Below are 26,140 nucleotides of genomic sequence, written 5' to 3'. Positions count from 1 at the left end.
GGGGCGCTACAGAATGCGGTACAGCAGGCGCTCCACCCGCACCCGGCTCACGCGCTTGAGGAACTTGGCCACCCCGGCCGGGTAGTCCGGCAAGGCTTCCAGGCGCTGGAAATGCGCGATCCGCGTGGTGTGGCGCATGATGTTGTCCAGCTCCTGCTGCCGCGGCTGCAGCCACTCCCCCTTCGGATCGTCGATCAGCAGCGCGTTTTCCAGGTCAAGACGGAACGCCCGCGGGTTGAGGTTGTTGCCGGTCAGCAACGTACGGCGCTCGTCGATCCACATGCCCTTGAGGTGATAGCTGTTGTCGCCCTCGCGCCACAGGTGCAGGTTCAGCTGGCCGCTGTCGATCTGGCGCTGATGGCGCTTGGCGAACCGCCGCAGGCTGATTTCGTACAGGTACGGCAGCGCCGCGATCACCTTGAACGGCTCGCTCGGCGGGATGTAGAAGTCGTTGGCGGTCTTGTCGCCCACCACGATGTCGATCTTCACCCCGCGGGCCAGCGCCCGGTTGATCTCCCGAACCACGCCCAGCGGCAGGTTGAAGTACGGCGTGCAGATGGTCAGCTGGCGCTGGGCGCTGGCGATCAGCTCCAGGATCACCCGGTTCAGCGGGTTGTTCTTGCCCACCCCCAGCAACGGGCTGACCGACAGCCCGGTGCGTTCGGTGCTGCCGGCCGTGGTGTCGTAGGCCGCATGCTTGAGGCGGCTGCGCAGGTCGCCGATGTCGTTGCGCAGGCTGCGCGTGGTCGGCAGTTTCGGCAGGTCCAGGCGGTGCACGGCCTTCGACTCGATCAGGCCGTGCTTGACCAGGTGGTGCATCGAATCCGCCAGTTCACGGCTGTTCAGCAGGTGATAGCGGTCGAAACGGTACTTGTCGAACTTGTGCAGGTAGACGTTGTTCAGGCTCGCGCCGCTGTACACCACGCTGTCGTCGATCACGAAGCCCTTGAGGTGCAGCACGCCGAACAGCTCGCGGGTCTGCACCGGCACACCGTAGATCGGCACCGTGCTCTGGCGGGTGCGGGTCATCTCCTGATACCACGCTGCGTTGCCCGGCTGCTTGCCGGCGCCGATCAGCCCGCGCTGGGCGCGCAGCCAGTCGACCACCACGGCGATCTCGAGCTCGGGGCGCTTGAGCTTGGCGGCATGCAGGGCATCGAGGATTTCCTGGCCGGCCTCATCGTGCTGCAGATAGAGCGCGACGATGTAGATGCGCTGGGTCGCCTGGGCAATCTTCTCCAGCAGGCAACGGCGGAACTCGGCAGCGCCGGACAGGATGGTCACGGCCTCGGCGGTCAGCGGAAAGCTGCGCAACTTGGGCAGCAGGGAGCGTTTGAAAAGCAACGGCATAGGGCTCGCTATGGGTCGAATCCGAAGAACCCGAGAGCTTACACCATCGGTTCGGCCGGGTCTTGTGAGTGTCTGTAAAGACCGCTTCGCAGCAAATGATGCGCTCAGCGAAGACCTCCTGTGGGAGCCAGCCTGCTGGCGATGGCGTCAATGAAAGCGCCACAGAACAAGAACCTCACCCCTGTGCCCGGGACGATCCGCCAAAACGATCGAGAAGATTCACAAAATATCTTCTTGACCAAGGAGAACGATCGTTCTACTGTACGCCGCATGAACGAACTCAATAGCAACGACACGACCCGCGACATCATCCTGGATGTCACCGAAAAGTTGATCTACAAAAGTGGCATCGCCGCCACCGGCATGGATCTTCTGGTGAAGACCGCCGGTGTCTCCAGAAAGAGCATCTACCGCTACTTCGCCAACAAGGAGGAGCTCACCGTCGCCGCCCTGCAGCGCCGCGACGTGCGCTGGATGCACTGGTACAGAAGCGCGGTGGACCAGGCCGAGACCCCGGCCGACCGCCTGCTCAATCTGTTCACCGTGCTCAAGGGCTGGTTCGCCTCCGAAGGTTTCCGGGGCTGCGCCTTCATCAACACCAGCGGCGAGACCGGCGATCCCGAGGATCCGGTGCGCCAGGTCGCCAAGGACCACAAACAGAAACTGCTCGACTACCTGTGCGAGCTGTGCACCGAACATGGCACCGAGGATCCGCAACGTCTGGCCAGGCAGTTGCTGATCCTGATCGACGGCGCCATTACCGTAGCGCTTGTGATGGGTGATCACAGTGCCGCCGATAATGCGCAATGCATGGCGCGGAAGTTATTGGACCTGTAACACCGAAACAAGCCGACAAGTTGTTTAACTGTTAATTGATCGGGAGACACTTATGTCTACTGCAGCCGAAGTTCGTCCGCCACTGCCGCCATTCAACCGTGAATCGGCCATCGAGAAAGTCCGTCTGGCCGAAGATGGCTGGAATTCCCGCGACCCGGAACGCGTGTCGCTGGCCTACACCCTGGACACGCAATGGCGCAACCGCGCCGAGTTCGCCCACAACCGCGCCGAAGCCAAGGCTTTCCTGACCCGCAAATGGGCCAAGGAACTGGATTACCGCCTGATCAAGGAGCTCTGGGCGTATTCCGACACCCGCATCGCCGTGCGCTACGCCTACGAATGGCACGACGACTCGGGCAACTGGTTCCGCTCCTACGGCAACGAAAACTGGGAGTTCGATGAGAACGGCCTGATGTTCAACCGCTACGCCTGCATCAACGACATGCCGATCAAGGAAAGCGAACGCAAGTTCCACTGGCCGTTGGGCCGGCGTCCGGATGACCATCCGGGCCTCTCGGAACTGGGCCTGTAAGCCCGCGCAGCCTTGACGAAACGGCGCCCCGTCCCTGACGGGGCGTTTGCCGTCGAGAAAAGCTGAACCGGCGCACGAGGCTTACAGCCCTGCCCGCTGCCGAGTGCAATGCTGCTGACCCGCCATGGGCGGCGCATGCGCCTTACTTCATCGACCGGGCGATGATCTCCAGCAGGTTGACCTGGGTGAAGGGTTTCGACAGCCGCGGCAATTGCGCCGCAAACCCCTCCAGGCGCTCGGCATAGCCGGTGGCGAGGACGATCGGCAGGTCGGGCTTGAGCACCCGCACCGCATGGGCCAGTTGCGCGCCGGTCATGGTCGGCATGGCCATGTCGGTGATCATCAGGTCGATGACTTCCCCCTGATCGAACAGCGCCAGCGCCTGCGCCCCGGACGTCACGCCGATCACCCGGTGGCCCAGGTCCTCCAGCAGCAGCGTCGTGCTGGTGAGCACCAGACTGTCGTCGTCCACCACCAACACGCGCAGCCGCGTGAGCGCCGGCGAATCCTCAGCGCAGGCTGGCGGCTTGCCGGCCACTGCGTCATCGGCCACCGGCAACCAGAGCTCGGCGGTGGTGCCCTGCCCCTTTTCGCTCTTGAGCACGAACCGCCCGCCCAGTTGCTCGACGAGCCCGTGCACCATCGACAACCCCAGCCCCGTCCCTTTGCCGAGCCCTTTGGTGGTGAAGAACGGATCCTTGGCCGACGCCAGCGTCGCATCGTCCATGCCTTCGCCGCTGTCGGCGAAACTCAGGCACACATACCGCCCGGCCACCACCGGGGCTTGCGCATGCTCCAGCACGACCTCCGGCCGTGTGCTGATGATCACGCTGCCGCCTTCCGGCATCGCATCGCGGGCGTTGGTGGCCAGGTTCAGCACCGCCAGTTCCAACTGGTTGACATCGGCCATCACCGGATCGAGCCCCTGCGCAAAGCGGGTCTCGATCCGGATGCCCGGCCCCAGGGAGCTGCGCAACAGGCCGGTGATGCCCTGGATCAGCGCGGCCACGTCCACCGGCTCAGTCTTGAGCTCCTGACGACGGGCGAACGCCAGCATGCGTTGGGTCAGGGATACGCCGCGCAACACGCCCTCGGTGGCGTTCTCCAGCAGGCGGCTGACCTTCGGGTCATCCCCCACCCGTTTGCGCACGATCTCCAGGTTGCCGAGGATCACCGTCAGCAGGTTGTTGAAGTCGTGGGCGATGCCGCCGGTCAGCTGGCCGATGGCTTGCATCTTCTGCGCCTGGAACAGCGCTTCGCGGGTTTTCTCCAGGGCCTCCTGGGCCTTCTTGCGATCCGTCAGGTCGCGGGTGATCTTGGCGAAACCGAGCAACTGCCCGCCGGGGCTGAAGATCGGATCGATCACCACATGGCACCAGAACTGCGTGCCGTCCTTGCGCACACGCCAGCCTTCGCCCTCGAACCGCCCCTCGCGGATGGCGGTGTCGAGCGCGCGCTGCGGCAACCCGGCAGCGCGGTCGCGCTCGGTGTAGAACCGCGAGAAGTGCTCACCGAGGATCTCCGCCTTCTCGTACCCCTTGAAGCGCTTGGCGCCGGAGTTCCAGCTGGTGATGATGCCGTGGGGGTCGATCATGTAGATCGCGTAGTCGACCACCGCATCGATCAACAGGCGAAAACGCGTTTCCTCACTGATCGAATTCTTGCTGAAATTTTCGCTCATCGGCTCACACACCCGTCGTGACTCTCAGGAGTATGCGTCAAACCGCGCGATTGAGTAGCGGCCCGTGCGGTTCGACGCCCCCGAATGCGGTCAGCGGTAGACGTGCTTCACGATTCGGGCGTGAAGTGCGTTGTAGACGAACGTCGGAACCAGGTCCGCATGCCCGGCCGTCTTGCTCAGGGCCAGGTGGCATTCCCTGATCATTTCGTCGCGTTCGGCCGGCGTGTTGACCGTATTGCCGCTGATCTGCTCGTAGTCTCTGTAGCGGTAGGGTTCGAGCATGGCGGTCTCCGTGAGTTGTTTGGACTCATCCAGGCGGTAGGTGCTTTGCCGGCGCAGCACACGGTCATTGAGGGCGCCCAGGCCCCGTTCGTACAGGTGGATCTGCGACCCGTCGACCGTTTTGGCCGCGCTTTCCAGGGCAAAGAGCACCGCGTGGGAATTGCCCAGGCTCGAACGCAGGCCCGACGGCCGCACAAACCGCTCCAGCTCCTGTTTCTCAAGGCTCCTGAATGCCCGCCTGACCCCTGAGATGAACGCGAACGGCAGGCTGCAGGCGACGATGTGCGCTTCGATCCGGTAGCCAGCGGCCGCGGCGAAGGCCGGCAGCTTCGCAAAGTCGATGTCGTCGAAGGCGCACTCCACGATCATGGAATACCGGCCGGTGAAGGCTGCCTCGAACCATAGGTCGCAAGTTCGGACATGGCATTGATTTCCTTATCAAGGTTCTGTCGTGGGTGACGGCACCGATAAGGCCTGATGTCTGCGACATTTTCAAAGCCAAAAGCTTTACTGGGTATCTCTTTGATTTTATTGATGATAACTCCTACACACCCTGCTCCATAGCACACAGATGAGAGGGTCAACGACCTACAGGTTCAAGGGCTTTTGCAGGCGCGTCCTCAGAGGCGTCGAGCGCCCACCACTGCGGCAGCAATTGCCGGACCCGGGCTTCGGCGAACCGGTCGTCGATCAGCGTCACCACGCCGCGGTCCTCTTGGGTGCGGATCACCCGCCCGGCGGCCTGCACCACCTTCTGCACACCGGGAAACAGGTAGACGTAGTCATGGCCGGCGCCGAACACCGCCGCCATGCGCCGCTTCATCTGCTCGTTCACCGGGTTGAGCTGCGGCAGCCCCAGGGTGGCGATGAACGCGCCGATCAGGCGAGCGCCCGGCAGGTCGATGCCTTCACCGAACGCGCCCCCCAGCACGGCGAAACCGATGCCCTGCCCCTGGGCCGTGAAGCGGTCGAGAAACGCCTGGCGCCGGTCTTCGGCCATGCCCCGCGACTGCTGCCATTGCGGGATGTGCGGGTGCCGCTCGGCCAGCAGCTGCGCCACCTGTTGCAGGTAGTCGAAGCTGCTGAAGAACGCCAGGTAGTTGCCCGGACGCTCGCCGAACTGGCGGGCGATCAGTTCGGTGATCGGCGCCAAGGACGCTTGGCGGTGGTTGAACCGCGTGGAAATCCGGCTCTCGATCCGCACCTGCAACTGTTCGGCGCAGAACGGCGATTCGACGTCGATCGACACCGTGTCGGCCGGGGTGCCGAGCAGATCGGCGTAGAACCGGCGCGGGGCGAGCGTCGCGGAAAACAGCACGGCGCCGCGGGCAGCGCAGAGGCGCGGGCCGATGAAGGCCGCAGGCACCACGTTGCGCAGGCACAGCTGCGAGCGCGGGCGCTTGCGGTCGAGGTCGCGTTTGCTGATGTCGAACAGGTAATGCGCGTCGAACAGCTCCGCCACCCGGCCGAACTGGAGCATCTCGAAGTAGAAGTCCTGCAGGCCGCGGTCGAGCCCCTGCGGGTGATCGTTGAGGTAATCGCCGATGCCCGCGCAGCACAGCGAAATGGCCTGGAGCAGCTTTTCCCCCACTTTGTCGTAGGCCTGGTACGGCGCCGTCTGGACGCTGTGCAGAGCGTTCCATTCGCGGCCGACCCGCTGCAACGCTTTTTTCAGCGCTTGCGGGGCGGTCTTGCGCACGCTGTCGAGGCTGGCCTGATCGAGGCTTGCGCTGTACATCTGCCGTCCGCGCTCGACCAGGTTGTGCGCCTCGTCCACCAGCACCGCGACTTTCCACTGGTTGAGCTGGGCCAGACCGAACAGCAGCGCGCTGAAATCGAAGTAGTAGTTGTAGTCCGCGACGACCACGTCAGCCCAGCGGGCCATTTCCTGGCTCAGGTAGTAAGGGCAGACCGTGTGCTGCCGGGCGACCTCGCGGAGCGCCGCCTGATCCAGCAGGCTCAATCGGCTGGCCGCTTGCCGCGCCGCCGGCAGACGGTCGTAGAACCCCTGGGCCAACGGGCAGGACTCGCCATGGCAGGCCTTGTCCGGATGCTCGCAGGCCTTGTCCCGCGCGACCATTTCCAGCACCCGCAACGGCAGGGCCTGGCTGCGCTCGATCAGCACCTGCGCCGCGTCCAGCGCCAGTTGCCGTCCCGGGGTCTTGGCGGTGAGGAAAAAGACCTTGTCCAACTGCTGCGGCGCCAGCGCCTTGAGCATCGGAAACAGGGTGCCGAGGGTCTTGCCGATGCCGGTGGGCGCCTGGGCCATCAGGCAGCGGCCGGTGCTGACGGCCTTGAACACCGACTCGGCCAGGTGCCGCTGGCCCGGCCGGAAGTCGGCGTGGGGAAAGCTCAGCCGCTGGGCTGCGAGGTTGCGGGCCTCGCGGTGGGCCAGTTCCTGTTCGGCCCAGCGCAGGAACAGGCCGCACTGCGCCTCGAAGAACCGCTGCAGGTCGTCGGCGCTGAACGGCTCGACCAGGCAGGTTTCCCTTTCGCTGACGATGTCGAAGTACACCAGCGCGAGGTTGATCTGCGCGAGCCCGAGCTTGCGGCACATGAGCCAGCCGTAGACCTTGGCCTGGGCCCAATGCAGCAGGCGATGGTTGGGCGGCTGCTTGGCCAGGTCGCCCCGGAAGGTCTTGACCTCCTCCAGGCGGTTCTGCGCCGGATCGTAGCCGTCCGCCCGGCCCTTGACCTTCAGGTGGCGAAACTCGCCTTCCAGCGACACTTCGCTTTGATAGTCGTCGCTGCGGCGGGACGCGACGGTGCGGTGGCCGGCAATGCCTTCCTGTGCGGTCGGCGACGGCGTGAAGCGCAGGTCGAGGTCGCCGCACTTGGCGGTGAACTCGCACAGCGCCCGCACCGCGATGCTGTAGCTCACGCGCCCGGCTCCTGCCACTGCACGTAGCAGACCGCCACCGGCATCCGGTGCCGGTCGCAGAACTCCAGCCAGCGCAGCTGGTTGTCCTGCAAGCGGTCGCCGGGGCCTTTGACTTCGATCATCCGGTAGGCCTTTTGCCGTGGCCAGAACTGGATCAGGTCGGGCATGCCGGCGCGGTTGGCCTTGATGTCCAGCAGCAGGCGGTCGAACCAGTGCCGCAGGTGTTCGGCGGGCAGGCAGGCCAGCGCCTGCTCCAGCAGCTCTTCGGTCATTGCGCCCCAGAACACGAACGGCGACTGGATGCCCCACTTGGCGACGAAGCGCGCGCGGATCGTTTCGATGTAGCGCCCGTCGTCGAGTTCGGCCAGGCAGGCCTGGAACAGCTCGGCGCGGCGGGGCTGGAAATCCTCATGGTGCAGGTCCGCCGGGCCGCGCTGGAACGGGTGGAAGAACGCTCCCGGCAACGGCGCGAAGATCGCCGGCCAGCACAGCAGGCCGAACAGCGAGTTGACCAGGCTGTTTTCCACGTAGTGCACCGGGCCCTCGTCTTCGTGCAGGTGCAGCTGGACGCACTGCTCGACCGACAGCGTCGGGTCGAGGCGCGGCAGGTGCAGGTCGAGGCGCTCGACGGGCCTGGCCGTCCCCCGCTTGACCGGCGGGCCGCCCAGCTTGCGCCGCAGCCTCGGCAGCATCCGTTGCAGCCCCTGCGCTTCGGCGGCGCTTTCCGGTGACTGTTCGGCGAGCGTGCCCAGTTCCAGCGCCAGGCCATGTTCGCCGCAGCGCTCCAGCACCCGCACTGTCCGCAGCCGCGCACCGGGATACCCGCTGTCGCGGTAGATGCCCAAGGCCTGGGCAAACTCCCCGAGGCGTTCGCAATGCTGGGCGATCTGGAACAGCAGCTTGGCGCGCCGGCGTTGCAGCCACGGGTTGTCGAACGCCGTGTCGGCAAGCTGTCCGACGATGGATTCCCAAGGCTCGCCGGTCTCGAAACGCTGCTGGCAGTCATGCAGGAACAGGCAGGCATCGACGTCGGCCCGGCTGCGCAGGCCCCGGGAATCGGCGCTGAGCTCGACCTTTTCGTAGGTGTAGATGCCGAGGTCGGCGAGCACGAACTCTGACCAGTCCTGATACAGGTTGCCGAAGAACATCAGGCGCAGGCGGTCGCACAGGGCCATCACGGTGAGGCTGAACAGGCGTTCGTCCAGCTCGGGACACCAGTCGCGCAAAGGACGGGTTTCGGGTAAACGCTCGTGCAGCGCCGCCAGCCAGTCGGCTTTCTTGCCCTTCGGTTGATCGATGAAGGGGCTGAAGGCGTGCAGGATTTCATCCTTGAGCAGCACGTCGAACAGCTCGGCCATCGACAGGGGCGCGCGTTCGTCGAGCCAGCCCCGCTCCAGCAGCGTTTGCGCCGCCTCGCCGATGTCGCCGATCTCCGCATAGGCGAGCTTGCCGGCCCGGAAATGCACGCCCTTGCGCATCACCAGCCGCACCAGCAGGCCTTGGGACGCCTGCGGCAGCGCCTTGAAGCCGCTGATGAACGCGTGTTCCGTGTCGTCCATCACGTCGGCATAACGAAGCTCAAGCCAATCAAGCACTTGCCGAAAGTTGTTAAGGTAATAGAACGGATCGTCGAGGGGATTGGCAGTCACGGTGAGGTCGGGGCCGTCGATGGCGGATACTGGTTATGCGTACAGATACCAGTTTGGGCGCACCCGGCGCAAACGGAAAAGGATCAATGGCGGACGCCGACGGGATTTTTTCGCCCGTCCATCGAACTTTTCCGGGCTCGACGGCACCAACCGCGTTAGAAGACCGACAGCGGTTTGAATGAATCAAGCGAGGACGTGAAAGATGGGCATCAAAATCAATCGGCTGGGCGCATCGGTGATGGTCGCGGCACTGCTGGCGCTGGCCGGCTGTTCGACCCCGACGGTGGTGACGCTGCAGAACGGCACCCAGTACCTGACCAAGGACATGCCGGAGACCAAGACCAAGGACGGCTTCTATGAGTTCGAGGACATCTCCGGCGCCAAAATCAAGGTGCGCGGCGATGAAGTGGCCACGGTGCGCAAGCAGGACTGACCGGCCCGGGTGGAGCTGCCGTCGCGGCAGCTCCCGGACATCGCTTACTGCGGCAGGGGCATCGTCCCCGGCAGACTGCCGTCGCAAGGCCTGTATTGCCCGCCGCGCCGGGCCACTTCGGCCTGCATGCGCTGGCAGCGCTCAAGGTCCTGACGGGCCATGCTGTCGATGCTGAGGTTGCCGGTGGTCTCTTGAGGCGGCTTGCCGTCGCCCAGGCGCACGGTCACGAACGGTTGCTCCGGCTGGAGCTGAAAGCGGCTTTTCTCTTCGACGGGTTTGGCGGGCTCGGTCTTGGCCGGTGCCGGCAACTCGTCGGTGCTGACCCCGTAACGGCTCAGAATCGAGCTGTGAGGCAGATCGGCCCAGGCCTGGGCCGTCACCAGCGCCATGCCCGCAACTGCGACATACCCCTTGAAACGTTTCACGTTTGAATCTCCTGTACTCGATGGCGGCTTCTAAATGACGACTGCGCGTGCGCAGGATTTAGTGCCGCGTTCCTGTTGGTGCAGGGGTTTGAGTCAGGAAATGGCCAGCAGGTCACTTTCGATGTGTCAGTGATGACGCCTGTGGCGAGGGAGCTTGCTCCCGCTGGACTGCAAAGCAGTCCCTATCAAGAGGGGCCGCTGCGCGCCCCAGCGGGAGCGAGCTCCCTCGCCACAGGGTTTCCGGCGGTCAGGCGATGACGATGCCGTCAGCGCTGAGGCTGTTCAGCGACACCCCCACCAGCGTCACCGTATCCCCGCCGAACTTCAGCACCGTGTCCTGCCCCACGGCGGTGGCATGGGCGCGGAAGTCCTCGTTGGGCAGCACGCCCTGGACGCCGAGGAACACCAGCTTGTCGTTGCCCGTGAAGCCCACCACCCGGTCCTGCCCGAATGCGCCGTTGAACAGGAACGTATCCGCCCCGCCCCCCGACTCCATCAGGTCGTTGCCGGCGCCGCCGACGAACACGTCGTTGCCCGCCCCGCCGATCAGGTGGTCGTTGCCGTCCTGGCCGAACAGCCAACTGCCGCCGGCGCCCGCCTTGAGCGTATCGGCGCCGGCGCCGCCCTTCACGCTCGACGCGTATTGCGTGACGTTGCCGCCCACCTTCAGGCCGTCGGCGGTCACCGTGTGGGTCACGTCGTCCTTGAACAGGCCCCAGAGGAACCCCGGCTCCTTGGTGACGATGCTGCCGATGTCGCGGGTGATGCTGATGCCGCCGTTGGCGTCGCGCACGTACAGGTTGCCGGCGCCGTCGTTGGCGAAGGTGAACTTGCTCACCGACTGCTGCAGGTCGAGGGTGTTGTTGCCCGCGCCGCCGAGCAGGATGTTGTAGCCGCCGCCGTCGCGGAAGGTGTCGTTGCCGGCGCGGCCTTCCAGGTAGTCGTTGCCGCTGCCGCCCTGGATCAGGTCATTGCCGTCGCTGCCGATGATGAAGGTGCTGCCCTTGTGGGTTTCGGCGTTGCGGTTCAGATCCTGCACCCAGGTGTTGGCCCGCGCCGGATCCGACAGGTTGGCGACGATGATCGTCGAGTCCTTGCTGGTCAGGTCATAGAACTTCGACTCCATGATCCGGTTCATGCCGTCGCCGTAGGCGGTGGGCAGGTGCGAGATCCAGGTCGGGATGTTGGCGATCGAGTACGGCAGCAGGTTCCACGCGGTGGAGGCGTAGTGGTCGTTGAAGCTGACGATGTTGTCGGTGGTCGATTCCTTCGGCGCATCGTGCACGCCCAGGGTGGCGCCGGTGAAGGACGATCCGTCCAGCGCGCGGAACACCGGGTCGTTCTCGTAGCCGATGTTGAGCACCTTGTCGGTGCTGCTCTGGGTCGGCGAGGCGTAGGCGATGTAGTTGGAGTCCTTGAAGAACCCGCCCCACTTGTCGCCGCTCAGGTCCGCCAGGCTGTTGACCGCCAGCCCGCCCAGGCTGTGGCCGCTGACCAGCACGTCCTTGCCGGTCAGGCCGTTGGCCTTGGCGAATGCCACCACATCGGCGAGCAGATCGTTGAACGCATTGCCGACGTAGTTCTTCGCGTAGTCCTTGGGCCCGAACGCCGCCATCAGGTCGTTGATCACATCGCCGATGGAGTCGCGCAGGAGGATTTCACGGGGGCCGCTGGTGCCGCGAAAGGCGATGCCGATTTCCGTGAGGTGGCCTTGGGCGTCGTATTTGCCGAGGATCTCCACCTGGGCGCTGGTGTAGCCGGCCTTTTCGCCGAAGAAGGTTCCCCGGGCGTCGGTCTTGCCGTCGTAGCCCAACTGCGAGGCGGTGATGGGTGTCCAGCCGGCCTTCTTCACCGCGTCCAGCGCGGCCTTTTCCGAATCCGGGTTCCAGGGGATGCCGGGAATCACCCCTTGCGAATCGGTGCCGCCGACCAGCGCCTTGATCAGCGTCAGCGGCAGGCCGATGCCGAAGCCGTTCTGCTGGTAACCCACGGCGAAGCCGTTGTCGAGGTTATGGTAGGAGTACAGCGTAATGGCCATGGCATCGCTGAACAGCGCCTTGGATTCCGCCGTACTGAAGTTCTTGTAGTCATACACACCCATTGCTGTTGCCTCTCTTTTTTTGGAATTGTCAGAGATAGCCCACAACCAAGGCGCCCCACGGGGACGCCCCGGAGCATTTCACTACGTTTTGCACTGCTCTCATGCGGGAAATGCGACGGCTTTGCGGCCGTCCGCCAGCAGGCTGGCTCCCACAGAGTCCTGCTCGGTGCGGGAGCGGGCATGCCCGCCCCCACAGGCCTCTTACGCGAACACGAAGCTCGAATCCGACAGATTACCGACTCCAACCCCAACAAGAGTCACGGCATAGTCGCCAATCTTCAGCACGGTATCGCCTCCGGACTGCGACGCATGTTGCTTGTAGTCGTAGCCCTGCCCCGCGCCCTGAACGCCCATGAACACCAGTTTGTCGCCGCCCTGGTAGCCGTTGACCGTGTCGAAGCCGAACGCGCCGCTGAACAGGAAGGTGTTGTTGCCCCCCGTCGCCGTCATCACGTCGTTGCCGGCGCCGCCGACGAAGGTCACATGGCCCTTGTCGCTGATCAGCCGGTCATCGCCGCCCAGGCCGAACAGCCAGTCGCCGTCGGCGGTGGCGTGCAGCGCATTGCCGTAGCCGTCGCCGCTGAGCGAGTGGTTGTACTGGGTCAGCTCGCTGCCGTTGCTCAGGCCTTTGGCGGTGACGGTCCAGGTGATTTCCTTACTGCCCCACCAAGAGCCCGACTCCTTGCTCACCAGCGCGCCGATGTCGCGGGTCAGGCTGATGCCGCCGTAGGCGTCGCGCACATACAGCGTGCCGTCGCCGTCGTTGGCGAAGCTGAAGTTCTGCAGCGGCTTCTGCAGCTCGAAGGTGTTGTGGCCCTGGCCGCCGAGCAGGATGTTGAAGCCGCCGTCGTCACGGAACCGGTCGTCGCCGGCGCGGCCTTCGAGGAAGTCGTTGCCCGCCCCGCCCTTGAGCCAGTCGTTGCTGTCGGTGCCGATGATGAACGTGCTGCCGGTGTGCGGCTCGCCGCTGCGGCCCAAGTCCTCCACCCAGGTCTTGCCCCGGGAGGCCTCTTCCAGGTTGGAGACGATGATGGTCGAGTCCTTGCCGGTGAGGTTGTAGAACGATGAGCCGATCACGCGGTTCAGGCCGTCGGCGTAGCCCAGCGAGCCATGGGCCGACCAGTTCAGCGGATTGAGGATGCTGAACGGCACCAGGTTCTGCGCGGTGGACGCGTACTGGTCGTTGAAGTTGACGATGTTGTCGGTGGTCGAGTCGTGCGGCGCGTCGTGCTTGCCCAGCGAGGCGCTGCTGAACGTGGTGCCGTCCAGCACCCGGAACACCGGATCGTTCTCGAAGCCGATGTTCAGCACGTTGTTGCCGGTGCTGCTCTGGGTCGGCGAGGCGAACGAAATGTAGTTCGCGTCCTTGAAGAACCCGCCCCAGTTGCTTGCGCTCAGTTCGGCCACGCTGTTGACGCCCAACCCGCCCAGGCTGTGGCCGCTGAACAGCACGTCCTTGGCGGCGATGCCGTTGGCGGCGGCGAACGCCGCCACGGCCTTGAGCAGGTTGTCGAAGGCGTTCTTCGCGTAGTTGGTCGCGTAGTCCACCGGGCCGATCGCCGCCAGCAGGTTGTTCTTCATGTCGCCGAAGGTGTCGCTGTAGCCCAGCCCGCCGGTGCCCCGGAAGGCCACGCCGATGCCGACCAGCTTGCCTGCCGCGTCGTATTTGCCCAGCACTTCGGCTTCGGCGCTGGTGAACCCGTCCTTCTCGCCGAAGAACGTGCCCTGCGCGCCGACCTTGCCCTGATAACCCAACGCCTTGGCCGTGATCGGCGCCCAGCCGGTGGCCGGCAACGGCTTGCCGGTCGGCGTGTAGGCATACAGCGTCAATGCGATGGCATCGCTGTACAACGCTTTGCCGTCGGCATTCTTATAGTCAAACACTCCCATGTCGCACTCTCTCTTCCATCAAAAAAACTTCGTCTCAGAATGCCCAGTCGAGGGTCAGGCCCACGCCGTGGTCCTTTTCCCGCTCGCCGATCAGTCCGTTGTAATCCAGGCTCACACGGGCGGCGCTGCCCACGGCCAGGCCGGCGCGCACGCCGACCACGGCGGCATCGCGGTCCATCGACACGCTCTGCACGGTGAACGCGCTGTTGCCGTTGGCGAAGGCGAGATGCTCCTTCGAATCCACGCTGCTCAGGTTGTGCTGCCAGCCCAGGCTCGCGCCCAGTTCCAGTTGTTGCTTGTCCGTCAGCGCGAACGTGCGCTTGGCCCGCACACCGAGGGTCGAGAGCACCGCGTCGCGGTTGTCTTCGCCGCCCTTGAGCGCCGACGCGTCACCCTTTTCGGTGAAGCTGTCGCTGTTCAGGTGCACGTAGGCCAGGTTGGCGAACGGCTCCAGGTTCATCGGTTTCAGGCCCAGGTCGTAGGCGGCCTCGGTGAACAGCTGCGCGGTGGTGGCGTCGCGCTTGACCTTCTGCTTGCCGCTGACGTCGCCGAACGCCAGGTCACGCTTGACGTCGATGCGGTGCCAACCGTACGCGCCGCCCACGGTCAGGCGCCAGGCGTCCATCTGATGCCCCAGGTAGGCGCCCAGGTGGTAGCTGTCGACCTTGGCCGACGAGTGCGTGCCCTCGCCCATGCTCAGCGAGCTGTCGCTATAACCGGTAACGAATCCCAGACGGGTATTTTCAGCGATCAGGCCGTCCACACCGAGCAGCAGCCCGCCGATGGAGCTGGTGGAGTCGGCGTAGTCATGCCCGCCGTCGCTCTTGCCCCAGGCGCCGAGCACCTTGAACCAGGCGTTGCTGCGGTCGTCGGTGGGGGCGCCGGCATCGAACATGTCGCGTTCGCGCAGACGCTCGCCCACCGCATCGCGCAGGTGGCGGCTGTCGTTGATCAGCAGCGTGCCGATGGCCGGGTGGATCTCGCCGGTCAGTTGCTGGAAGGCCTGTTGCGCATCCGCCGGGGTGGCCGACAGCAGCAGGGTTTCATACAGGGCATTGCCCGCACCGAGGGCTTCGGCGGCGGCGCCGACGGCGCGCTGGTTCGGGGTTGCGCCGACGCTGGCGAACGATGCGCCGTTGCGTGCGACCGTCAGCCCGATCCCGCCGGCCGAGTAGTCGAGGATCCCGCCGAGGAACGCATAGTTCGGCAACACCTGGCCGAAGCGCCCTTCGATGCCGCCGGCCGCCTGCAGGATGTTGTACTGGGTGCCGAGCAGGGATTTGACCTGGGCGGTGGTGAGCAGCGTCGGGCTGTTCTCCAGGGACAGGCTGACCGTGGCGCCGTCGATGATCGCCTTGCCGCTGGCGACGATCTGGTCGCTGCTGGTCGGCGACAGCTCCACCGCATAGGTCGAGCCCGGCTCGAAGGTCACGTCGCCGGCCACGTTCAAGGTGCCGATGGAGTTGCCCGGCGCCACGGTGCCGCCGCTCCTCACGCTCAGGGCGCCGATCCGGCCGTTGCCGCCCAGGATGCCGCTGTCGTTGACGGTGACCGCCGAGGCCAGCGAGCCGTTGATCGCCAGCCGGCCCTGGTTGACCAGGGTGGGGCCTGCGTAGGTGTTGGCGCCGGTCAGCACCAGGGTGCCGAGGCCTTGCTTGGTCAGGCCGCCATGGCCGGAAATGTCGTTGCGCCACACATCGAGCCCGCAGGTGATGTCGGTGCAGACCCGCTGGGTCGGCTTGCCGGCATCGATGACCGCGCCGATGCCCGGCAGGTCGGCGACGAACTGGCCGTTGCCGTAGGCGCCGTCGATGCGGAACTCCGCCGGGATGTCCTGGGCGGTGACGAACATCGACGGACCGTCGATGGCCTTGCGCAGGTTGATCATGCCCCAGCCGTACAGGGCGTCGATGCCCGGCGCGCCCAGGTCGGTCGCGGTGGTGCGCAGCACGCTGGCGACTTCGGCGCCGGTCATGTACGGGAAGCGCTCCATCAGCACCGCCACGGAGCCGGCGGCATGGGGCGCGGCCATCGACGTGCCGTTGTAGTTGGCGTAGCCGGTGGTCAGGTCCTCGGCGTTGGTGCCGCCGATGATCGCGCTGTAGATCCGGGTGCCCGGTGCCGACACGCAGAAGCTCGCGGTGTAGCCGCAGCGCGAGGAAAAGGTGCTGAGGGTGTACGGAACCTGGCTGCTCAGGTCCGGGTTCTTCTGCAACGCCGCCACCGTCATCCAGTTGGGCGCGATGTCCGGCACGAAGTAGCCCAGGCCGGCGATGGCGTCCGGGTTGTTCAGGTTGTAGTCGTTGCCGGCGGCGAAGATCGTCACGATCCCGCTGCGCGCCGCCGCGATGGCGCCGTCGTAGGCGCCGCCGGGCTTGGTGCCCATCAGTTGGCGGATCTCGTTGAACTGCAGTTGCGCGTCGTTGACGGTGAAGTGCGGATACGCCGGGTCGCGGCCGCCGAGGTCGAAGCGGTCGGTGATGCCGATCCCCCAGCTGTTGTTGATGATCCGCGCGCCGCTGGCGATCAGGGCGTCCCAGCCGGCCTTGTACACGGCGCCGTCGTTGCCGCGCACGATGCCGTCCTCAGGGCCCGGGTCGCCGTTGTCGGCGCTGATGATCTGCGCGCCGAACGCCACGCCGTGCATCGGCCCGCCGTCGCGGCTGCCGGCGGCGATGCCGCCGACGTGGGTGCCGTGGGCGCCGAGCTTGCCGTTGGAGCCCACCGAAGGCGAGCCGTCATAGACAAACGCATCGCCTGCCTTGACCGGAATGTAGGGGTCGGTGTACTCGCGGATGCCGCGGGTCACCAGGGTGACGACCTTGTTCGCGCCGGAGAACTCCGGGTGCGCGGCGTACACCGGCTGGTCGAAGATCCCCAGCTTCACGCCTTTGCCGGTGTACCCGGCCGCGTAGGCGTGGTCGGCGCCGATGGCGCCCAGGCCCCAGTCGGCCTGGAATTCGGTGCTGCGCCAACTGGCCGGGTCCCCGGCCCGGCCGTTCTCCACGTAGGGCGCCGCCTGGGCGTTGCCCCAGGTGGCCAGCGCGCAGAGCAGCGCGCCGTTGAGGGTTTTCAGGCGATAGCGTCCACCCGATTGCGCGGGGGTGTTGTTGTTTTTCATCCAGCGACCTTCCTTAGTGATGTTGCACAAAATCCTTTTTCCTCAACGCATCGAGGAACTACCTGTGGCGAGGGAGCCCGCTCCCGCCTGACGGCAAAGCCACCGTAAATGGCGGGCCGCACTCCCCCCCAGCTTCAAAACTGCCAGTTCAGGCTCAGGCCCACCCCGTGGCTTTTCTCGCGGCTGGCCAACTGGCCGGCGTAATCCAGGTTCACCCGCACATCGCGGCTCAGCGCCAGACTGGCCTGCACGCCCACGAGGGCGGCGTCGCGCACCAGCGGCGAACTCTCGACCGTGTACGGCGCGGTGCCGCTGGCGAAACGCAGATGCCGTTCGGACTCGATGTCGCTGAGGCTGTGCTGCCAGCCGAGCTTGCCGCTGACGTCCAGGGCCTGGCCGGCCGGCAGGCTGAACGCCTTGACCGCCCGCACGCCGAGGGTGCCGAGCACCGCGTCGCGGCGGTCGTCGCCGCCCTTGAGCGCGACGGCATCGCCCTTCTCCGTGAAACCGTCGCTGTCCAGATGCACCCAGGCCAGGTGGGCGAACGGTTCCAGCGCCAGCGGCTGCACGTCCAGCCGGTACGCGGCCTCGCCGAACACCTGGGTGGTGGCCGCATCGACCTTGGCCTTTTGCTTGGCGCTGACGGCGTCGTACTGCAGGTCGCGCTTCACATCGGCGCGGTGCCAGCTGTAGGCCGCCCCGGCGCTCAGGCGCCAGGCCTCGATCTCGCGGCCGGCGTAGACGCCCAGGTGGTAGCTGTCGACCTTGGCCGAGGCGTGCGTGCCGGAGCCCATGCTCAACGAGCTGTCGCTGTAGCCGGTGACCAGACCGATGCGGGTCTGCTCATCCACGGCGCCGTCGACACCCGCCAGCAGACCGCCGAGCGAGGTGCTGTAGCCGGCGGTGTCATGGGCCGAATCGGTGGTGCCCCAGGCGCCCAGCGCCTTGATCCAACCGTTGCTGTGCGCGGCCTGCGGGTCGCGCAGCCGCTCGCTGACGGCATCGCGCAATTGGCGGCTGTCGTTGATCAGCATCGACTCCATGGCCGGATAGATTTCCCCGCTCAGTTGCTGGAACGCCTGCTGCGCCGAGGCGGCCGTCGCCGACAGCAGGAGGCTTTCATAGACCGCGTTGCCCGCCCCCAGCGCTTCGGCGGCGCCGGCCACGGCACGCTGGTTGGGCGTTTGCCCGACGCTGGCGAAGGAGGTCGCGTTGCGCGCGACGTTGAGCTGCACGCCGTTGCCGGCATAGGCCAGGTTGCCGCCGATGAACAGGTAGTCCGGCACCACCGCCGCGAACTGCCCCTGGATGCCGCCCGCCGCTTGCAGGATGTCGTACTGGCGACCCAGCAGGCTTTTCGTTTCGGCGGTGCTGAGCAGTGTCGGGCTGTTTTCCAGCGACAGGCTGACGGTGGCGCCGCTCACGGTGGCGGTGCCGCCGGCGACGATGCGGTCGCTGGCGGTCGGCGACAGCTCCACCGCATAGGTCGAGCCGGGGGCGAACGCCACGTCACCGGCGACGTTCAAGGTGCCGATGGAATTGCCCGGCGCCACGCGGCCGCCGCCATTGGCGGTCAACGCGCCGATCCGTCCGGAGCCGCCGAGGGTGCCGCCGTCGTTGACGGTGACCGCCGACGCCAACGACCCGTTGACCGTCAGCAGCCCGCCGTTGACCGTGGTCGCACCGCGATAGCTGTTGTTGCCGCTGAGCACCAGTTGCCCGGCGCCGGACTTGGTCAGGCTGCCCTCATACACCCGGCCGGCCGCGGCGGCGACACGAAGCATGCCGACGGCGTAGTCGGTGCGGTCTTGCTGGCTGCTGCCCGCCGGCAGGCCGTTCTGCCAGCCACGGGTCTGCAGGGTCTGCTGCCAGGCCGCGTGTTCGGCGAGGTCCTCGCTTTGGCGCTGGATCAGCGCCTTGTCGGAGATGTCGTTGCTCCACACGTCCCGCTGCCCGGCCGCCAGGTTCGCGTCGAACGCACCGAGCAACTGGCCGGGCCCGCGCATCGCCCGGGCCAGGTTCGCCACGCCCCAGCCGACCTGGGTGGTCGGCGCCTCGGTGACCGAGCCGTCGAGTTGAGTGGCGGTGGTCAACAGCACTTCCAGCGCCTGGCGGTTGGTCATGTACGGGTAACGCTCCATGACCAGCGCCAGCGCGCCCGTGGCGTGGGGGGCGGCCATCGACGTGCCGGACTTGATGGCGTAACCGCCGCCCGGAACGGTGCTGTCGATCTTCGCCCCCGGCGTGGTGATGCACCAGTATTTGGCGATGCCGCACTGGTTGTACTTCTGCAGGTTGCCTTGATCGAGCCCCGACACCGCCAGCCAGTGGCCTTCCAGGTCCGGCTGGAAGTACGGCAGCGCCGAGCGCACGCTGGCGTTCGGATAACCGCTGTTGCCGGCGCTGAACACGTTGATCACCCCGCGGCGCGATACGTCGGCGGCGGCATCCAGCCAGGTGCCCTGGTTCCAGTGCTGGGCATAGGCCGCATGCAGGTCGGCCAGGGTGCGGTAGCTGACGTCCGGCGGCTGGCTGCCCCAACTGTTGTTGATCGCCCGCACGCCGGCGTCGGCCAGGGCGTCGTACACCGCCTTGAAGTAACGCGGGTCGGGGTTGGGGCCGAACAGGAAACTGTCGTTCTTGTTGGTGTTGCCGACGTAGATCTGCGCGTTGTACGCCACCCCGTGCATGCCGCTGCCGTCCCGGGCCGCGCCCATGGTGCCGACCACGTGGGTGCCGTGGGAGTCGTTGTTGGGGTTGAGCGTGCCGTTGACGCTGTAGGCTGAGCCGTCCAGGTAGCTGCCGTTGGCCAGCACAGGGTGATAGCGGTCGGCGGAGAACTCGGGATGGGGCGCGTCGAAGCCTGAGTCCAGCGCGCCGATCTTGACGCCCTGGCCGGTGATGCCGGCCGCATAGGCCTGATCGGCCTGCATCCGGCCCAGGCCCCAGTCGCGCAGGAATTCGGCGCTGCGCCAGCTGGCCGGATCCCCGGCCTTGCCGGTTTCGAGGTACTGCGCCTGGGCCTGGGCCACAGAAATCGCGAGCAACAGGGTGCCGACCGCTGCCGGCTTGAAGTGTACGTCCATGTTCACCACTCGTTTTTCTATTGTTGTTTTAGTGCTGCAATCCCTTTAACCACCCCTGTGGTGAGGGCGCTCGCTCCCGCTGTACGGTAAGGGGCCGCTTTGCGGCCCAGCGGGAGCGAGCTCCCTCGCCACAACCGCTTTCGTCAATTCATGCGGCCCTTGGGGCCTTGTCCGAAGGCCTCGTCCACCCGGGCCAGGTCCTGCTCGCTCAGGGTGCCTGCGTAGTAGTGCAGCTTGGTCCAAGCCATCAGGTAGTCGTAGCGTGCCTGCGCCAGGTCTCGGCGGGTGGTATACAGCTGTTGCTCGGCGTTCAGCGCATCCAGGTTGGTTCGCTCGCCGCCGAGGATGCTCTGCTTGGTCGACACCACCAGCGCTTCGGCCGAGGTCAGCGCTTTCTGATAGGCGCGCAGCTTGTTCACGCCGGACAGGCAGGCGCTGAACTGGCGGCGCAATTCGATCACGGTTTCGCGGGTCTTGCCGTCCAGCTCGTACTCGGCCTGCTCCATATTGCGGCTGGCCTGACGGGTCGAGGCCGAAACCCCGCCGCCGGCGTACAGCGGCACGCTCACTTCGAAGCCGATGGTGTTGGTCTCATAGCGCTGGTTATAGGTGTTGCCGCTCTCCGATTCGTTCTGGCGCATCGTCGCGTAGGCGCTGACCCTGGGCAGGTGCCCGGCGCGGTTGCGCTCGACCTCGTAGCGCGCCACTTCCACGGCCTGGCGCTGCGAGGCCAGGTTCGGGTTGTTGCTGATGGCCAGCTCGTGCCAGGTGTCGTAGTTGGCCGGTTGCAGGGTGAACGTCTGGAAATTCTGGTCCAGCGGCGCCAGGTCGCCGATGTCGATGGTCGGCACGCCGGTCAGTGCGCCGAGCTCGCGCAGCGCCGCGTCCTGCTCGTCGCGCGCCTCGATCTCTTCGGCGGTGGCCAGTTCGTAGCGCGATTCCGCTTCCAGGATATCGGTGCGGGTGCCCTCGCCTGACTTGAACAGATGCTCGTTCTGCTGGAACTGCTGCTCGTAGGCCTTCTTCTTGGCCTGCGCGATGTCGATCTGATCCTGGGCGAACAGGGCTTTTGTGTAGTTGTCCAGCACCCGCACCAGCAGTTCCTGGCTCTTGCCGCGGAAGTTCTCGTCGGCGAACAGCGACTGCGCCACGCCCTTGCGGTAGGCCGCGTAGGCTTCATAGTCGATCAGCGGCTGCTGCAGGGTCAGGCTCGAACCGTAGCTGTTGTAGTTGCGGTCCTCGGTCTGGTTGCCGCGGCTGTTGAGCTGAGTGGCCTTGGAGTTGTTGTGGCCCTTGTTGTAGTTGTAACCCAGTTTCGGCAACAGTCCGGCACGGCCGATGGCGCGGTTTTCGAGGCCCGCGTCACGTTCCTTGATCGCACCGAGGAACACCGGGTCGTTGCGCAACGCTTGCTCGTAGATCTCGAACGGCCCCATGGCCGCCACCGCACTGTTGCCCGCGAGCAGCGCGAACGCTGCCGCCAGCATGGAAAGCTTATTCATACAGCCGAACGTCCTTATTCTTCGGTCAACGCGGAGCCGGCCCGATCGAGCAGCGGTTTGAACAGGTAGTTGAGGAGTGAGCGCTCACCGGTGCGCACGAACATTTCCGCGGGCATGCCGGGCTTGATCACCAGGCCGTTGAGCTTTTCCATGGCCTGGTCGCTGACGCTGCTGCGCAGCACGTAGTACGGCGCCCCGGTCTTCTCGTCGATCATCTGGTCGGCGGAGATCAGGCTGACCTCGCCCGGCACCCGCGGGGTCTTGCTCTGGTTGAACGCGGTGAACAGGATGTCCACCGGCAAGTGGGTGCCGACCTTGTCGATCAGGTTGATCGGCAGGTGCCCTTCCACTTCCAGGCTGGTGCCTTGCGGAACGATCTCCAGCAGGGTCTCGCCCTGACGCACCACGGCGCCTTCGGTGTGCACGCCGAGATTGACCGCCACGCCGTCGGCGGTGGCCAGGATCTCGCTGTGCTGCAGGTCGAAGCCGGCGGAGGTCAGCTGTTCGGACAGGGTGACGCTCTTGAGCTGGGCGTCGGCCAACTGGCTGCGCACCTCTTTCTGGTACTCCTCGCCGTGCTGCTGCAGTTTCAGGCGCGATTCGAGGATGCCCTGCTCCACCCGCCCGCTTTCGCCGGTGTTCTCCGCCAGTTGCTGCTGCACTTGCGACAGCTGACGCTGATATTCGAGCACGCGGTTGCGCGGGATGTAGCCGTTGTCCGCCAGCGGTTGCAGGTTGCTCAACTGCTGCTGCAGCGAATCGGCCTGGGCGTTGAGATCGGAACGGGCGCGGCGCATGCCGGCCAGTTGCGCACTGGCGCCTTCGATGCTGGCGCGCAGCGCGGCCTGCTCACGGGCGTAGGCCTCGCGGCGGCTGCTGAACAGTTGCCGCTGGCCTTCAAGCACCAGCGCCAGGCGCGGATCCGGGTCGTTGCTCAGCTCGGCCGGAAACGTCACCTGCTTGAGGTTGTCGCGCTCGGCCTGCCAGCGCGCCAGGCTGGCCCACGCCATGCGGTACTGGGCCTGCAGCGACTGCACGTCGGCGGCGACCTGGGTCTGGTCGAGGCGGAACAGCGGCTGGCCCTGCTTCACGCTTTCGCCCTCACGCACCAGGATCCGGCTGACCACGCCGGCGCTCATCGACTGCACGGCCTTGCGCTTGCCCGACACCACCACGGTGCCCTGCACCGGAATGCCTTGATCCAGCGGCGCCAAAGCGGCCCAGGTGAAGAAGCTGCCGGCGCCGACCAACGCCAGAATCCAGCCCATGCGGGCAAAGAACTTCGCATCGCGTTCCGGACGCTCGGCCGTGTAGTCGTTTTCCAGTGCCGCTTCGTTGGTTGCGTTCATGCTCGTACTGCTCATACACCCGAATTCCTTGTCGTCGGCTGATACTGCCGGCTCATGCTGAGCCCGGCCGGTGCCTGCGCAGTCCTTTCACGCTGCGGTTCCTGCTGGCCGGACAACGCCCGGAGCACATCCTGGCTCGGGCCGAAGGCCTGCAGCCGTCCTTCGTTGAGCACCAGCAGCTTGTCGGCCTGGGCCAGCACCGAAGAACGGTGGGTGACCAGGATCACGCTGGTGCCCTGGGCCTTGAGCTGGGCGATGGCGCTGGCCAGCGCCGCCTCGCCGACGGTGTCGAGGTTGGAGTTCGGCTCGTCCAGCACCACCAGGCTCGGGGTGCCGTACAGGGCGCGGGCCAGCGCCACGCGCTGCTTCTGGCCGCCGGACAGGCCGCTGCCGTCTTCGCCCAGTTGGGTGTCGTAGCCTTGCGGCAGGCGCAGGATCATTTCGTGCACGCCGGCCTGCTGGGCGGCGGCGACGACTTTCTGCGGATCGGATTCGCTGAAGCGGGCGATGTTCTCGGCGATGGTGCCGCTGAACAGCTCGATGTCCTGCGGCAGGTAGCCGATGTACGGGCCGAGCTGGTCGCGGTTCCAGCGGTGGATATCGGCGCCGTCCAGGCGCACGGTGCCGCCCAGGGCCGGCCAGACGCCGACCAGCACCCGCGCCAGGGTCGACTTGCCGGAGCCGGAGGCGCCCAGCACGCCCAGCACCTCGCCGGCCGCCAGGCTGAAGTTGACCATGTGCAAGGTAGGCGCACGCTGGCCGGGCGGGCCGGCGCTGACCTGCTCGAAGCTGATCTGGCCCTTGGGCGCCGGCAGCGCCATGTTGTCGTCGCTGGGCGGGAACGCCTGCAGCAGCGAATCCAGGCGCCGGTACGCCAGCTTCGCCCCGCTCCACTGCTTCCACACGGCGATCAACTGGTCGATCGGGCTCAGCACCCGGCCCATCAGGATCGAACCGGCGATCATCATCCCGGCGGTCATGTCGCCCTTGATCACCAGCAAGGCGCCGAGCCCCAGCACCAACGATTGCAGGCACAGGCGCAAGGTCTTGCTCAGGGAACTGATGACCGCGCCGGTGTCGCTGGCCTGGTTCTGCAGGCCGAGAAAACGCGAATGCACCTGGAACCAGCGCTTGCGCAGCGCGCCGAGCATGCCCATGGCCTGGATGGTTTCGGCGTTGTGCAAATGGCTGGTGGCCAGTTGGCTGGATTTCTGCGAGAACCCGGAGGCTTCGCCCAGCGGCCTCTTGGTCATGTACTCGTTCAGGCACGCCAGGGCAATCAGCAGCAGCGCGCCGGCGGTGGCGAGCACGCCGAGCCAGACGTTGAACAGGTAAATCACGAACAGGTAGACCGGGAACCACGGCGCGTCGAAGAACGCGAACAGCGCAGGCCCCGTGACGAACTGGCGGATGTGGGTCAGGTCGCCCAACGCCTGCCCGGCATGGCCTTCGCCCTTGAACAGGTTGCGCTCGAACGCGGCCTGGTAGACCCGCAGGTTGAAGCGGCGCTCAAGCTGGCTGCCGATGCGGATCACGATGAAGCTGCGCACCACTTCCAGCAGGCCGATGAAGGCGAAGAAGCCGACCACCATCAGCGACAGCATCGCCAAGGTGGTTTCGTTCTGTGAAGACAGCACCCGGTCGTAGACCTGCAGCATATATATGGAGGGCACCAGCATCAGCACGTTGATCAGCGCGGTAAAGCAGCCGACGCTGATCAGGATGCCCTTGTAGTCTCCCAGTGCCTTGAATAGCGGAGCGGTGGCTGGGGCCTTCGCCATCTTCATTGATTCATCCCGAATAATAGTTCCCGCCATTCTTTGGCGAGTCTTTAGTTAACAACCCGCGCAATGCCCGGGAGATACTCTGCAAGTATCCGCTTACACTTCAATAACAACTTTCACGATTTGCAATCGACGATGTCGCTATTCAGGCGATGCTTATAACTGCAACGAGGCCACTTATATAGAAACCTTGTTCCGGCGCTATGTTCACGGCTGTTGCGCAGCGCGCACGAGCGTAATCACCAGGCCGGACTTCAAAGTGCTCAGATAAAGCCCGTCATGCTGTCGGCTGAAGAACTGGATTCTTGAGCCTTCCTTGCCGGTGATCGACAGCCCGTCGGGGTCGGGAAACCAGCCGATGGCGCTGTCCTGCAGCCAGGCGCTCAGGCAGTCGGCGCCCTTGCCCAGCGTCTGGTTCGGCTCAAGCTCGAGGAGGCAGGTGTTCGACGGCTTGTCCTGCAGCGCCTGGGCGTCAGGCGCGTCGCTGCGGGCGGTCAGGGTGGCCTGCCATTGCCCGGCGAACACCGAGGGATCTTCGAGTCTGAGGCTGCTTGCCATGGGTGTCTCTCCAGAAATCATCATCAGCGCCGGCAATAGCCAGGCCGCTGCCTTGCGGGAAAAAGCGCTACGGGTCATGGGACATTTCACTCCGGCGTGTAGCCTTGCCCACCGGGCGAGGCGATGCAAGCAAAGAAAGCGGCGCACCGCGCGCCGCTTTCCCTTTTCACATCACGCTGCGATGTCGGTGACTGCCGCGACGCCGACGGTGCTGACCAGGAAGTCCGCCACGCCGTGCCCGGAGAAGTCCACCTGCAAGGTGCTGTTGCCGCCCGAGGTGGTCAGGATCGCGTCACCCGCCGCACCGGTGAAGGCGCTGACGAAGTGCAGGCCGGCGCCTTTGGTGATGCCGGTCAGGTCGATCTTGTCCAGGCCCGAGGTGAAGTCCAGGATCTGGTCGGCCGCGCCCGGCTTGGAGTCGGTGCTGGCGCCGAACACGAAGATGTCCGAACCTGCGCCGCCCCACAGCTTGTCGGCGCCGCCGGCTCCGTAGAGGATGTCGTTGCCGGCACCGCCCTTGAGCTCGTTGGACACACTGTTGCCGATCAGCAGGTCGTTGCCCGAACCGCCGATGGCGTTCTCGATGGTGACGCCCTTGGCGATGGACACGTTGCCCACCAGGCCGCCCACGTCGGAGAACGACGCTTCATTGAGGTTGATCTTCTGGTTCTGGGTGAAG

The 26,140-nt window shown here is 65.7% G+C and carries 17 protein-coding genes and 1 pseudogene; 3 read left to right on the top strand and 15 right to left on the bottom strand.

What is annotated here, in order from left to right; all coding sequences use genetic code 11:
* Positions 1 to 6: 6 nt before the first annotated feature.
* Positions 7 to 1,350 (bottom strand): CDP-diacylglycerol--serine O-phosphatidyltransferase, encoded by a 1,344-nt coding sequence (pssA, locus tag ACIP0B_RS07030; RefSeq protein WP_400830765.1) that lies wholly within the window; start codon positions 1,348 to 1,350, stop codon positions 7 to 9.
* Positions 1,351 to 1,620: 270 nt separating this feature from the next.
* On the opposite strand from pssA, the gene ACIP0B_RS07025 reads away from it, so the two are divergent.
* Together ACIP0B_RS07025 and ACIP0B_RS07020 are read left to right on the top strand one after the other, a co-directional pair.
* A complete protein-coding gene (locus tag ACIP0B_RS07025; RefSeq protein WP_400830841.1) occupies positions 1,621 to 2,187 on the top strand; it encodes a TetR/AcrR family transcriptional regulator in 567 nt (188 codons plus the stop codon).
* Positions 2,188 to 2,239: 52 nt separating this feature from the next.
* Positions 2,240 to 2,719, top strand: a complete 480-nt coding sequence (locus tag ACIP0B_RS07020) for a DUF1348 family protein (RefSeq protein ID WP_400830764.1) — start codon at positions 2,240 to 2,242, stop codon at positions 2,717 to 2,719.
* Positions 2,720 to 2,861: 142 nt separating this feature from the next.
* Here the strand turns inward: ACIP0B_RS07020 and ACIP0B_RS07015 are convergent, their stop codons facing one another.
* From ACIP0B_RS07015 to ACIP0B_RS07000, 4 genes and pseudogenes are all read right to left on the bottom strand, one after another.
* Complete coding sequence (locus ACIP0B_RS07015; RefSeq protein WP_400830762.1) at positions 2,862 to 4,400, bottom strand: PAS domain S-box protein; 1,539 nt, start codon at positions 4,398 to 4,400, stop codon at positions 2,862 to 2,864.
* Positions 4,401 to 4,490: 90 nt separating this feature from the next.
* Positions 4,491 to 5,069, bottom strand: a pseudogene (locus ACIP0B_RS07010) (zeta toxin family protein); the annotation flags it as partial.
* A gap of 193 nt (positions 5,070 to 5,262) precedes the next feature.
* Positions 5,263 to 7,563: a helicase C-terminal domain-containing protein gene (locus ACIP0B_RS07005; RefSeq protein ID WP_400830760.1), complete on the bottom strand. Its 2,301-nt coding sequence runs from the start codon at positions 7,561 to 7,563 to the stop codon at positions 5,263 to 5,265.
* Positions 7,560 to 9,212 (bottom strand): VRR-NUC domain-containing protein, encoded by a 1,653-nt coding sequence (locus ACIP0B_RS07000; protein ID WP_400830759.1) that lies wholly within the window; start codon positions 9,210 to 9,212, stop codon positions 7,560 to 7,562. The genes ACIP0B_RS07005 and ACIP0B_RS07000 overlap by 4 nt, the downstream gene beginning before the upstream one ends.
* A 202-nt stretch (positions 9,213 to 9,414) precedes the next feature.
* Between ACIP0B_RS07000 and ACIP0B_RS06995 the strand changes: the two genes are divergently transcribed.
* Positions 9,415 to 9,645: a YgdI/YgdR family lipoprotein gene (locus ACIP0B_RS06995; RefSeq protein WP_400830757.1), complete on the top strand. Its 231-nt coding sequence runs from the start codon at positions 9,415 to 9,417 to the stop codon at positions 9,643 to 9,645.
* Positions 9,646 to 9,689: 44 nt separating this feature from the next.
* Here the strand turns inward: ACIP0B_RS06995 and ACIP0B_RS06990 are convergent, their stop codons facing one another.
* The 10 genes from ACIP0B_RS06990 to ACIP0B_RS06945 all read right to left on the bottom strand — a co-directional run.
* Positions 9,690 to 10,070: a hypothetical protein gene (locus ACIP0B_RS06990; protein ID WP_400830756.1), complete on the bottom strand. Its 381-nt coding sequence runs from the start codon at positions 10,068 to 10,070 to the stop codon at positions 9,690 to 9,692.
* Positions 10,071 to 10,317: 247 nt separating this feature from the next.
* Positions 10,318 to 12,171 (bottom strand): polyurethanase, encoded by a 1,854-nt coding sequence (locus ACIP0B_RS06985; protein WP_400830754.1) that lies wholly within the window; start codon positions 12,169 to 12,171, stop codon positions 10,318 to 10,320.
* A 201-nt stretch (positions 12,172 to 12,372) separates the two neighbouring features.
* Complete coding sequence (locus ACIP0B_RS06980) at positions 12,373 to 14,061, bottom strand: polyurethanase (protein WP_400830753.1); 1,689 nt, start codon at positions 14,059 to 14,061, stop codon at positions 12,373 to 12,375.
* Positions 14,062 to 14,095: 34 nt separating this feature from the next.
* Positions 14,096 to 17,182, bottom strand: a complete 3,087-nt coding sequence (locus ACIP0B_RS06975; RefSeq protein ID WP_400830751.1) for an autotransporter domain-containing protein — start codon at positions 17,180 to 17,182, stop codon at positions 14,096 to 14,098.
* 134 nt (positions 17,183 to 17,316) lie between these two features.
* Entirely contained in the window at positions 17,317 to 20,268 is a 2,952-nt protein-coding gene (locus ACIP0B_RS06970) for an autotransporter domain-containing protein (RefSeq protein WP_400830749.1), read from the bottom strand.
* 143 nt (positions 20,269 to 20,411) lie between these two features.
* Complete coding sequence (locus ACIP0B_RS06965) at positions 20,412 to 21,770, bottom strand: TolC family outer membrane protein (protein ID WP_400830747.1); 1,359 nt, start codon at positions 21,768 to 21,770, stop codon at positions 20,412 to 20,414.
* A gap of 14 nt (positions 21,771 to 21,784) precedes the next feature.
* Complete coding sequence (locus tag ACIP0B_RS06960) at positions 21,785 to 23,134, bottom strand: HlyD family type I secretion periplasmic adaptor subunit (protein WP_400830745.1); 1,350 nt, start codon at positions 23,132 to 23,134, stop codon at positions 21,785 to 21,787.
* The gene (locus ACIP0B_RS06955; RefSeq protein WP_400830743.1) at positions 23,131 to 24,906 is read right to left on the bottom strand and encodes a type I secretion system permease/ATPase; all 1,776 of its coding nucleotides are present in this window, start codon (positions 24,904 to 24,906) and stop codon (positions 23,131 to 23,133) included. Before ACIP0B_RS06955 ends, ACIP0B_RS06960 begins: the two co-directional genes overlap by 4 nt.
* Before the next feature lie 204 nt (positions 24,907 to 25,110).
* The gene (locus tag ACIP0B_RS06950) at positions 25,111 to 25,539 is read right to left on the bottom strand and encodes an AprI/Inh family metalloprotease inhibitor (protein ID WP_400830742.1); all 429 of its coding nucleotides are present in this window, start codon (positions 25,537 to 25,539) and stop codon (positions 25,111 to 25,113) included.
* A 93-nt stretch (positions 25,540 to 25,632) separates the two neighbouring features.
* A partial coding sequence (locus ACIP0B_RS06945; protein ID WP_400830740.1) for a M10 family metallopeptidase C-terminal domain-containing protein occupies positions 25,633 to 26,140 on the bottom strand: 508 nt, incomplete at its 5' end.

This window comes from Pseudomonas sp. NPDC089534, assembly GCF_044749305.1.
GTDB lineage: Bacteria > Pseudomonadota > Gammaproteobacteria > Pseudomonadales > Pseudomonadaceae > Aquipseudomonas > Aquipseudomonas ekonensis.
This window is presented reverse-complemented; position numbering and strand designations above follow the sequence as displayed.